An 11427-nucleotide genomic window follows, 5' to 3' on the forward strand; every position below is an offset into this window, starting at 1 on the left:
TGATATGAAAGGTACATGGTTAACACCAGAAGAAATTCAATACAGAAGAGAGCGCAAAGAGAAGATGATTTATCTTCTTTTACCTGTTTCCGCAATCGTAATTGGAGCAGTTATTGCTTTCCTCACTCAAATGACATATTAAAGATAACCGATGGAGAGCTCATAGGGGCTCTCCTTTTAATGTTCCTAAATCTCAATATATTATAGAAAATTCAGAAATTAATACATACTTCTTATTTCTACGCCAATCATATCCAATCCTTTTTTCTCCATTTTCAATAACACGATAAAAAAAGAAGACCCACATGAGGACCTTCCCTTAAGATTTATTTTGTATAACTCTGCTTTTTGCTAAACGACTGATACAACCGTTTACTCCAAACGATTAGAAGACGAATGACTAAATACACTAGAAATAAGACAATAAATCCTTGGAGCCCAATAACAGCATCAGCAAATTCCATATTTCCTCTACCTGTAATCTTCTGTTGGATTTCAATCGCAAATACGATGACTAGGAGTACGGTTATCGTATAAATAAATGAAATAGCTGTTATGCTCCATTTTGAAAGAACGCGAAATAGAAATTGAACGACTATGAATCCTCCCATTCCGAGCAAACCAATAACCCAGAAATGAAGCTGCTTATCGGTGACGTTAAACCCAAGACCGTACATAATAGATATGACAATGTCATGAAGTTCATTGACGATCGCCACGATAAACTTAATAATTTCTCCCATTTTCCACGTTCCTTTTCATTCGATTATCTCTATTTTAGACAGGGAATGAGATTGTAGCAATAGTAGGATTCAACAAAAAAAGAAGCATAAATTGCTTCTCAAGTTTTATTTCTTCACTACTTGCTCATTAATATAATCTTCATTGTTAACAGGAACCTTTGTCATATCCACTCCACAATACGGACAGATCCACTCTCCCTGATAATTACTGCTATAGGAAGGCTTATTACATTTCTCACACGTTTTCTCTACCATACTCCCACTCCATTCGGTGGCATTCTTCTTCACTAGTTTCTATATTAGAATGCAATTCGTAAGTCAACAAACATATTTTACCAGAGTGAACGATTAATTCAAGTACCAATATTCTGAATTAATGAGTAAAATATACTATTCGTGTGCTGTAATTGAATTTAAAAAGCACTTTTAATATACTTTGTTGCTAGAAGAGTAGATGTTGATTTGGGGTTCTCTATAGAAAAATCTTTCACAAGTACCAATTCTTTAAGAAAAGACCATTTTTAAAAGATTGTTATTCTTAAAAGGTTTTTGTAAGAATCCACAATTAGCTGATTGCAGAATAAATCAACCACTACTCCAACAACCTATATAAAAGCAGCCTTTTAAAAACAAAAAGCAGGCATTACCTGCTTCTTTCTCTCGTTTTGGCTGTAGGTGTTACAAAGCCGTTCTTAATTGGAGGACGTCCGATCGAAATGTAATGAATCGGGTACTTTGCTACTTCCTCTAATGAATAACAGTTCCTTCCATCAATCACAATAGGAGATGTCATAAGGGTTGTATATGTCATTAAATCTATTGATTTAATAACATCCCATTCTGTAACGATAAGGGCAACATCTGCTCCACGTATCGTCTCATCAATCGTATCTTTGTACTGAACTTCTACTGGTAGAAACGTTCTGGCATTAGGAATTGCAATCGGATCAAAAGCGATTACTTCAGCTCCCTGCTTCACAAGCTCTTGGGCGATTGGAATGGATGCAGCTTCACGCATATCGTCTGTATTTGGTTTAAATGCAAGACCAAGTAACGCAATTCTCTTACCACATAGATCACCAATCGCCTCTCTTGCCCTTTGAACTAATTTCATTCTTTGTGAATTATTAACTTCAATAACGGACTTAAGAAGCCTGAAATCATGCTCGTTATTTCCAGCGATTTGAACTAATGCATTCGTATCTTTCGGAAAACACGATCCCCCATATCCGATCCCAGCGTTTAGAAATTTGTCACCGATTCGGTTATCTTTCCCCATCCCGAAAGCAACATCTTCAACATTTGCACCTACTTTTTCACAAATGGCTGAAATTTCATTAATAAAGCTAATTTTTGTAGCGAGAAAAGCATTTGAAGCATATTTAATCATTTCAGCACTTTTCAGGTCTGTGTGATAGATTGGAAGACCAAATGGAGCATTAATTTCTTCTAGAATTTCTTTCGCTTCGTTATTTTCAGTTCCAATCACTATGCGATCTCCATTGAACGTATCATAAACAGCTGAACCTTCCCTCAAAAATTCAGGATTTGAAGCAATTGTAACCTTTATCTTCTTAGGTGCTGCTTCTTCAATGAGTGTCTTAATCCAATGATTTGTTCCTACTGGCACTGTACTTTTCGTAACTACAATCGTATCTTTCGTGAGGGAGCGGGCAATATCGTGTGATGCTTGTTCGATATACTGCAAATCTGACGTTCCATCAGGAAGTTGTGGTGTGCCAACGGCAATATAAATGACATCTGTTGAAGAGAAATTAAACTGAGTTGTAAAAGATAAATGTCCTGCTTGAATATTCTTCTTCATCAAGTGTTCCAATTCTGGTTCATAAATGGGAGATACTCCGCTCGACATCAGCGCCACTTTCTCTTCATCAATATCGATACAGGTGACCTGATGTCCTATCTCAGCCAAACTAACTCCAGTCACAAGTCCTACATAACCGGTTCCAATTACAGAAATCCGCATCAAACGTCTCCCTTCGTTTTTATCTACTTTCTATTATAAAAAGTCTTAATCTAGTTAAGAGCACATTCACTGTTTTCATACAATACTTTAACATTTCTCATATCATCCACTACCTATTATGCACAAATTTCGATATGATTGTGACTAAACTGATTTAGAATTAGAACAGAAAGTGTGTTGATGACTATTACGGTTATTATGAATTGGAAATGGTCTATCCTCTCGATCATGATGATGGGAATCCTCTTTATTTCCTCTCATACACCTTATCAGCAGCAGGATATGAAACCATTTTTTAGAGATTACGTCACTCTTACTCAGGATGACTTACCACAAGTTGAGTTTACTTACGATGGCACGCTCGTTACACCTACACAACCTTATCAGTATGTAGAGTTCTTTATTAGAAAAGCGGCTCACGTTGCTTCCTTTGGCCTTCTTGCATTCCTTTCTGTGATGGCTTTCAGGGAACGAGGACACCAACAACACTTACTGCTTGGTTCTTTCACAGCATTTGCTTATGCCATGGTTGATGAGTTTCATCAGAGTTTAGTTAAAGGGAGAACAGGCCATTTAATTGATGTGTTCATACCAGACACATTAGGCATTCTCTTAGCAGCATTTCTTTTTATCAGTGTCCGTCATATCCACACCAAAAAGTCCCGCTAAGCGCGGGACTTTAATAGTACTTTATTGTAAAACTCTTTCTAATGTTGCTGTATTAATCTTTAAGCTGTCCTTCGCTTTCAGTATCCTTTCCCATCCCTTTAAGAAACGTAATGAGGATCGTTAGCGAACGATTAACTTCAGGGTCTTTTAATGTACGTAGCAAATCTAAGTATCCTGTTTTCTTAGTATCTTCTCCATGCTCTGCAACATTTTCAATACCAGCGTTTACTTTTAATAGAAGAGGCTCGAGCTCCTTAACGTTGAGGTTTCCAACCACTCCAACTAGCAGCAGCATATTCTTTAGGGCGGCTGTATTTTCTGGTTGGTTCAACAAATCAACCATCACTTTCAGAACGCGATCTCCTTCTCCAAACAAGCCGTTGAGGAGGGAGAGAATACCTCTATCCTTCATCCCTCCAACAACTTGAAGCGTTTCAAGAAGTGCATCTTTATTTTCAAGCAGAGCATCCTCGATTTCTCGTAAGTCATTCGCTCGTTTTTCCTCTTCAGAGACTTCGATTCGTCTAATCTGCTTAATGGCTTTTGCCATAATTGGTTGCCTCCTTCGTTACCATATCACCAGGGAAGATATAGTCTTTTCGTGCCCATTTCCGCTCAACCATTACACCTTTCTGCGGCTGCGGATTACCGTAACGATGATTAACTTTTGGAAGCGGCGAAGTACCTCGATCTTTCAAAATCTCCATCTTTGCTTTTACTTCTTTATAGACAGGCGTATCCGTATCTTTATCCGCTCGACTACTTGTTAATAAATTAACTGCCGCATCATCTGTATCATTGAGCGGAATATAAATTTCTTTACCTTGAACACGATCTGTTACGAGACACTTAATTTTCACAGCACCATATGGAGAAGTTAGTCTTACAAGTGTTCCGTCTGTAAGCCCACGTTCTTCCGCAAGTTCAGGAGACACCTCAACAAATGTACTCGGCGTTTTAGATTTAATTCCTTTATTCTTATATGTCATATTGCCTTCATGAAAATGCTCGAGCAAGCGACCGTTATTAACGTGAAGATCATATTCGTCATCATACTGTAGCGGCTGTGTCCATTCAACGGGGAATAGACGTGCTTTGCCATCTGGGAACGGGAACTCATCTTCAAATAGAAGTGGTGAATCTGTGCCATCCGCTGCTACCGGCCACTGTTGACTGTTATACCCTTCAAGACGCTCATAAGACACACCTGCAAACATATCAGCAAGTTGAACAGCTTCTGCCATGATTTCACTCGGGTGGGAATAATCCCATCCAGCTCCCATTTCATTCGCAATGTCCATAATAATCTGCCAGTCTGGTTTCGAATCACCAAGCGGTTCAAGTGCTTGGTAAAGACGTTGAAAACGACGTTCTGTGTTCGTAAACGTCCCTTCTTTCTCAAGACTTGGACTTGCTGGAAGAACAACATCTGCGAATTCTGCCGTCTTTGTGAGGAAGAGGTCCTGCACCACAAAGAAATCTAATTTCTCAAATGCTGCGTGCACATGATTCAAATTGGAGTCGACAATTCCCATGTCTTCTCCTTTTAAGTACATCGCTTTTAACTTTCCTTCATGGATATGCTCGACCATTTCATGGTTATTTAGACCTGGTTCTTGTGGTAATGGAGTACCCCAGGCTTTTTCGTACTTGTCACGAACGTTCTCATCCGTTACATTCTCATATCCAGGCATTTTATCTGGCATACTACCGAAATCACTTGCTCCCTGAACATTGTTATGTCCGCGGAGCGGGTAGGCACCTGTACCAGGTTTACCGTAGTTTCCTGTTACAAGAAGCAAGTTCGAAATCGCTGTACTCGTATCTGCACCACCACTATGCTGTGTAACACCCATTGCCCATAACGCCACAGTCGTTTTCGCTTCATGAATCATTTCAGCAATTCGAATCAACTCTGCTTCATCGATTCCAGTCACTTCTGCAGCATAACTCATTGTGTATTTCTCAAGACTTGCAATATAATCATCAAGACCGTTAACGCGATCCTTCAAGAATGCTTCATCAGCCCATCCCTGATCTATGATGTATTTCGTAACAGCTGAAAGCCAGATAAGATCTGTTCCAGATGAAGGACGAATAAATAAATCAGATCGTTCTGCCATTTCATGTTTTCTTAAGTCGGACACAATCAGCTTCTGACCATGAAGTTTGTGAGAGCTCTTCACTCTTGTTGAAAGAACTGGGTGAGATTCAGAGGTATTTGAACCAATGACGATCACGAGTTCAGACATTTCGATATCTTTAATCGATCCAGCGTCACCGCCATGCCCAACGGTTCTGAATAAACCTACCGTAGCAGGAGTCTGGCAATAACGTGAGCAGTTATCAATATTGTTCGTACCGATAATGCTTCTGCCTAGTTTCTGCATTAAATAAGATTCCTCATTTGTACACTTTGAAGAACTAATGAAAGATAGCGCATTTGCACCATGGTCGTTTTTAACCTCTGCAAATTTGCTGCTAATTAGCTTAAGCGCTTCATCCCATTCCGCTTCTCTAAAGGAATCCCCTTCTCTTATTAATGGTTTAGTAAGACGTTCTTCACTATTAACGTAATCCCAACCAAATTTACCTTTCACACACGTTGAGATGCCATTTGCCGGCGCTTCTACTTGTGGCTCTACCTTGAGAATATCTCTTCCTTTTGTCCAAATATCGAAACTACATCCTACCCCACAATACGTACAAACGGTTTTTGTTTTCTTAATTTCATTCTCTCGCATAGCAGATTCCATATCAGATATAGCAAGAATCGAATCATATCCCGTTTCTACGTTTTTCGTAAGTTCAATCATCGGGCGAAGAGTATCCTGTTGAATTCCTGTTAGAAATCCTGTTTCACCCTCCATGCCTTTCTCCATCATTGCGTTACATGGACATACGGTTGAACAGTGTCCACAAGAAACACATGAAGATTCATTAATATCAACGTCATTGTCCCAAATGACGCGTGGACGCTCTCGTTCCCAATCAATGGTTAGCGTTTCTGTTACCTGCACGTCCTGACAAGCTTCTACACATCGACCACATAGAATACACTGATCGGGATCATAGCGATACCAGGGGTTCGAGTTATCAACGGGATCCGGCTTTGTTTCGAACGGCACGCTTTGATGATTCTTTTTCATTTCTTTGACTGTGTTATGTACTTCACACGTTCCATTATTGTAATCACATACTGTACAATAAAGTTCGTGATTGTAAAGAATACGATCCATCGCAATGTCTTGCGCTTGCTTCACATGAGAAGCGGTCGTATTAATATTATCCCCGTTTGAAAGGTTAGTAGAGCAACCTCTCACAATTTCTCCATTTACCTCTACCATACACGTATCACACGTTTCAATTGCACCAAGACTAGGGTGATAACAAACACTTGGCAAATCTAGATTATTTTCATTTAACGCTTGCAATACACTTTGTTCCTTAGACACAGCTACACTTTTACCATTAATAACGACCTGGATTGAATCCTGCAAATCACATCACCCTTTTTCGTATTCTGAAGACCTATTGTATTCGTTTCCCTACTTGAGTAATTTTTAGACAATAATTTATGAAAAAATTCTCAAAATGACACATTCATAATTTTAAACACTTCAACTATCTACCGCATACCAAGATGACATTATAGTATAGACAAAAAAACAGCTCGCCATGAGCTGTTTTGAGCAGTCTATTCACCTTATTTCTTTCTTCGATTAAATAGAAAACGGGCAGCCTGTTTATCCGCTGACCCGCTCTTCTAAATTTTTCACTCCTACGCTCACATTGAGTGTATGTGCCCCGCCAATATAAACACCTTTTAAAGGCGAAATGTCGCGGTAGTCTCGACCGACTGCGATACGAATATGCTGCTCAGCAGCAACCGCATTGTTTGTAGGATCGAGACCAATCCATGGAAGTCCAGGAATCTTCACTTCGAGCCATGCGTGAGTAGCTGCATCCCCACGGAAAGCTGAATTTTCACCAATGTAGATGTAACCACTAACATAGCGAGCCGGAATTCCTCGGTACCTACAAAGCGCAAGCATAAGATGAGTATAATCCTGACATACGCCTGTTCTATGCGTTAATATTTTCTCAGCAGTTGTTTCGACATTTGTGGCTCCCGAAACATATTCCATCGTGTTATAAATATGCTCGTTCAACTTAACCGCAAAATCGAGCTCATCACGAGCATCTCTCCACAGATCTTCTGTTTCAGCTTCCATCACACCATTGGAAATGGTTGTATAGTCCGTTTCAATCATGAACTCCGTATGCGTTTGCTTAAAAGCCTCTGAATGAAGTTCTTTAAGCTGCTCATCTGTAAGTGGTAAGCTAACATCAATCTCAAAAGGCTTTGTTTCGACGGTAGATACGGTTTCAATTGAAAGGTCTTGATGCTCTCCCCAAAGATAGAACGTTTCAACATAATTACCCCAATAATCAGTATGACCATACGTTTGACTAGCAGGATTAATCAGTACGTTATACGCATGGAGTGTTTGCTGCTGATCGTCTAGTGGTTTTAACCTGAACTGATTAATGCTCTGCCTTACTGGCAACTCATATTGATAAGTGTTCGTTTGGGTAACTTCGTATTTCATGGTATCACAACTTCCCCCAGATAATAGGTTTTGGTAATGTGCATGCCGATTGTCATGCACCTGTGTTGAAAGCTTTGAAGAAACGCATGTGCTCCCTGACCTAGAATTTCTTCAATTGAGAAATCGAATAAATCATTGGCAAGGTGCTCAAGTTCCTGTGCAAGCGATTCTGAGTAATGTTCAACATGACCATCTTCAAGAGCTACGAAGGCATTCCTTACTTTTTGAATACAATAAATCATTGATCGAGGAAACTCAGCGTCAAGAATGAAAAATTCAGCTACATTACGGCTCTTAATTAGGGGTCTGTACGTTTTAATATACGCTTCATGACCACTAACAGACTGAAGAACGGACCACCAGTGATGATACTCAACGATTTCTTTGTTCTGATAGCTTTCTAAATCTTTATGATAGTAGACATCCAATATACGTGCTGCTTTTTCCGCTCTTTCCAGATGTTTACCCATTTCCATGAAAAGGTAAGCATCTCCTCGTGGCATTGTTGCTTCTACAATTCCCTGAAAAAGGAGTGACTCCTTTTTCACAAACTCACATAAATCACTAACTTCCTCCATTGTCCACGGTGTATGACTATGACGCTTCAGTTTCAAATAAAAGGAGTTTATGCTTTCCCAAAGCTCGTTCGGTATAATTTCACGAACAGCTCGTGCGTTTTCTCTTGCGATTGTAATCGTATTAAGAATGGAATTAGGGTTCTTTAATGAAAAAAGTAAAAACTCCATCACATTACGATCGCTCGAATGGGTATACACCTCATCAAATACGTCCTGAAAGCCACTTATTTCAATCAATTCATACCAGTTTTGGTTCGTTTCCTCAATTGGATTTGCATTCTCCAGACGACTCGTTAACTTAACGGCAATTAGCCTGGCATTGTTTTCAGCACGTTCCACGTTTCGCGTTAACCAATACAATGAATCAGCAACTCGGCTGAGCATAATCGCTTCTCCTCTCTATCGTTGAACTTTCACTGGATTTTCTTCAAGTACCCACGTATCTTTTGCACCGCCACCCTGAGAAGAGTTAACGACGAGTGAACCTTCTTTTAGAGCAACTCGCGTTAAACCACCAGGAAATACATGTGTTTTCTCTCCACCGAAAATAAAGACGCGTAGATCGACGTGACACGCTGCAAAACGATCTTCTTTAAATGCAGGAAGACGAGAAAGCTTGATTGTAGGTTGGGCAATAAAATCTGAAGGATTCTTCAAGATTTGCTCTTTGTACGCTTCAATCTCTTCTGTAGATGCGTGTGGACCAATCAACATGTTATACCCACCTGAAGCGTTCGTATGTTTTACGACGAGTTCAGAAAGATGATCGAGAACATAATCGAGCTGATCCTGATATCTCAGAAGATACGTATCGACATTCTTAACGAGCGGTTCTTCATTAAGGTAATAGCGAATCATGTCTGGCACAAAATGATAGACTGCTTTATCATCTGCAACACCATTTCCGATACCGTTTAGAATTGAAACATTTCCTGCTCGGTAAACATCAATAAGCCCCGGTACACCTAATAGCGAATCTTCGCGAAATTCAAGTGGATCAAGGAATTCATCATCAATCCGACGGTAGATCACATCGACTTTCTTTAAACCACGAGCGGTTTTCATAAAGACCTGTCGCTCACGTACAACAAGGTCTTTCCCCTCTACTAGCTCAATCCCTGTTCGCTGAGCAATGAAAGAATGATCATAATAAGCTGAATTATGCACACCGGGCGTTAGTAAAACGATAGTAGGATTTTTGCTATGAGGTGCAAGAGAAGCCATAGCCGAATGCAGATATGAAAATTGTTGTTCAAGTGATTGAACGGAATACTCATTGAAAAATTCTGGGTAAACCTTTCTCATGACATATCGATTTTGAAAAACATAGGAAAGACCTGAGGGATTGCGAAGGTTATCTTCAAGTACACGATATTCTCCATTATCATCTCGGATTAAATCAATACCTGCCATAAAGATGTGCTGTCGTCTTGGCAAATCAATGCCCGCGACCTGCTCGAAGAAATGCTGACAATTGACAACAAGATCTCTTGGAATAATGCCATCCTTTAATATATTTTGTTCATGATAAACATCATCTAAAAAAGCATTAAGTGCATCAAAACGCTGTATTAAGCCACGCTCAAGTACTTGCCACTCTTCTGGCGGAATGATTTTAGGAACAAAATCAAACGGCATTGTTCGTTCAGTTCCTTCATTATCGCTATAAACAGTAAATGTGATGCCCTGACGAAGAAAATCACTTTGAGCAAGCTCATATCTTGTTTGAAGTTCATCAGACGCGATATCGGTTAACTTCTCATGGAACGGTTTGCAATGCCCTCTCGGTTGTTGACCTTTCTCAAGCATTTCATCAAAAAACCCTTCCAGCTTGTACGAATGAAACACTGACACTCCCCCTCCACATATGTAATAACACTAAAGTAATTTTACCATTTTTCTAACTTTTCTAACAAATTTCAATATGGAAGATCGAAATTCCTCTATTTAAAGGGAAATAAGGATGATTTTTTTGCTAACCGTTTCAAAGTAATAGCGCTTGAGTCATGGTTAATTCACTTTATTGTAATCTTACTCATAAGCTAGTACATCCCTTATTTTAAAAGGTTCCTTACCACAAGAAGCGAATCAATATGATGAGAGGAATTTATTGTCCAGATCGAGGTGAAGTAGCAATGCGGTTATCTGAGTTGAATCCTGATCGTCTTTCAAAAGAGCAAATCACATCATTTATGTTTGATGAAACGCGAGATAACGGAAATTGTGGCGACTGCATACTAGTATTTGGAGCCAAAACAATCCATCGAGTTGAAAAGGCAGCAAAGTTATATCATGATAAACGCGCACCTTCTATTCTCGTAACAGGATCCGCAGCAAGGTGGGGTTTGAACGAAACACCAGAGGCGATTTGGATGAAGGACCATTTAACAAAGCTAGGGGTACCTGAAAAAGATATTCTTATTGAACTTGAGGCTAGTAATACGACAGAAAATGTGATTGCCTCAATGATGGTACTCCAACAAAAATATGGGCTTCATACGATTAAGAGACTGCTTATCGTAAGCTCCCCATTCCACATGAAACGGTGCTTGTTGACGCTTAGAACATATATGCCGGACTGGATTACCTATACGTATTGCTCGGATGATCGAAAAGTCGGTCAACGAGACAATTGGTGGACAGATTCGACCGAAAAAGCAAGAGTAATTAAAGAAGTTCATTCCATCTCAAAGTATGCAGGACTTGGGATTATTGAAGACGTAGATATTCCATCACTTTAATTCCGTTTCAGTAGCATTATAAAAAGCTCTTTTCTAAAAGATTCTTGTTTTTGACACATTTTTTTAAAAAACCACACTTTGTGATTGGAGCGGAAG

General features: G+C 39.5%; 11 protein-coding genes. 3 read left to right on the forward strand and 8 right to left on the reverse strand.

The window, feature by feature from the left end:
• Positions 1-4: 4 nt before the first annotated feature.
• The gene (locus tag JI666_RS18440) at positions 5-142 is read left to right on the forward strand and encodes a hypothetical protein (RefSeq protein WP_206894518.1); all 138 of its coding nucleotides are present in this window, start codon (positions 5-7) and stop codon (positions 140-142) included.
• A 184-nt stretch (positions 143-326) separates the two neighbouring features.
• Here JI666_RS18440 and JI666_RS18445 read toward each other — a convergent pair whose 3' ends face one another.
• From JI666_RS18445 to JI666_RS18455, 3 genes are all read right to left on the reverse strand, one after another.
• Positions 327-743, reverse strand: a complete 417-nt coding sequence (locus tag JI666_RS18445; protein WP_206894519.1) for a hypothetical protein — start codon at positions 741-743, stop codon at positions 327-329.
• 105 nt (positions 744-848) lie between these two features.
• A complete protein-coding gene (locus JI666_RS18450; protein ID WP_206894520.1) occupies positions 849-998 on the reverse strand; it encodes a hypothetical protein in 150 nt (49 codons plus the stop codon).
• 388 nt (positions 999-1386) lie between these two features.
• Complete coding sequence (locus tag JI666_RS18455) at positions 1387-2730, reverse strand: UDP-glucose dehydrogenase family protein (RefSeq protein WP_206894521.1); 1344 nt, start codon at positions 2728-2730, stop codon at positions 1387-1389.
• Between the two features lie 180 nt (positions 2731-2910).
• On the opposite strand from JI666_RS18455, the gene JI666_RS18460 reads away from it, so the two are divergent.
• A complete protein-coding gene (locus JI666_RS18460) occupies positions 2911-3399 on the forward strand; it encodes a VanZ family protein (RefSeq protein ID WP_206894523.1) in 489 nt (162 codons plus the stop codon).
• A 52-nt stretch (positions 3400-3451) separates the two neighbouring features.
• Here the strand turns inward: JI666_RS18460 and JI666_RS18465 are convergent, their stop codons facing one another.
• From JI666_RS18465 to JI666_RS18485, 5 genes are all read right to left on the reverse strand, one after another.
• The gene (locus JI666_RS18465) at positions 3452-3949 is read right to left on the reverse strand and encodes a helical membrane plugin domain-containing protein (RefSeq protein ID WP_206894524.1); all 498 of its coding nucleotides are present in this window, start codon (positions 3947-3949) and stop codon (positions 3452-3454) included.
• Complete coding sequence (gene fdhF, locus JI666_RS18470) at positions 3933-6899, reverse strand: formate dehydrogenase subunit alpha (protein ID WP_206894525.1); 2967 nt, start codon at positions 6897-6899, stop codon at positions 3933-3935. Before fdhF ends, JI666_RS18465 begins: the two co-directional genes overlap by 17 nt.
• Before the next feature lie 246 nt (positions 6900-7145).
• Positions 7146-8012: a transglutaminase family protein gene (locus JI666_RS18475; RefSeq protein WP_206894526.1), complete on the reverse strand. Its 867-nt coding sequence runs from the start codon at positions 8010-8012 to the stop codon at positions 7146-7148.
• Positions 8009-8974: an alpha-E domain-containing protein gene (locus JI666_RS18480; protein WP_206894527.1), complete on the reverse strand. Its 966-nt coding sequence runs from the start codon at positions 8972-8974 to the stop codon at positions 8009-8011. The genes JI666_RS18475 and JI666_RS18480 overlap by 4 nt, the downstream gene beginning before the upstream one ends.
• A gap of 15 nt (positions 8975-8989) precedes the next feature.
• Entirely contained in the window at positions 8990-10438 is a 1449-nt protein-coding gene (locus JI666_RS18485; RefSeq protein ID WP_349769362.1) for a circularly permuted type 2 ATP-grasp protein, read from the reverse strand.
• Between the two features lie 245 nt (positions 10439-10683).
• Between JI666_RS18485 and JI666_RS18490 the strand changes: the two genes are divergently transcribed.
• On the forward strand, positions 10684-11331 hold the full coding sequence (locus JI666_RS18490; RefSeq protein ID WP_206894528.1) for a YdcF family protein: 648 nt from the start codon (positions 10684-10686) through the stop codon (positions 11329-11331).
• Positions 11332-11427: the final 96 nt, after the last annotated feature.

It is taken from the genome of Bacillus sp. NTK071, assembly GCF_017303315.1.
Classification (GTDB): domain Bacteria; phylum Bacillota; class Bacilli; order Bacillales; family Guptibacillaceae; genus Guptibacillus.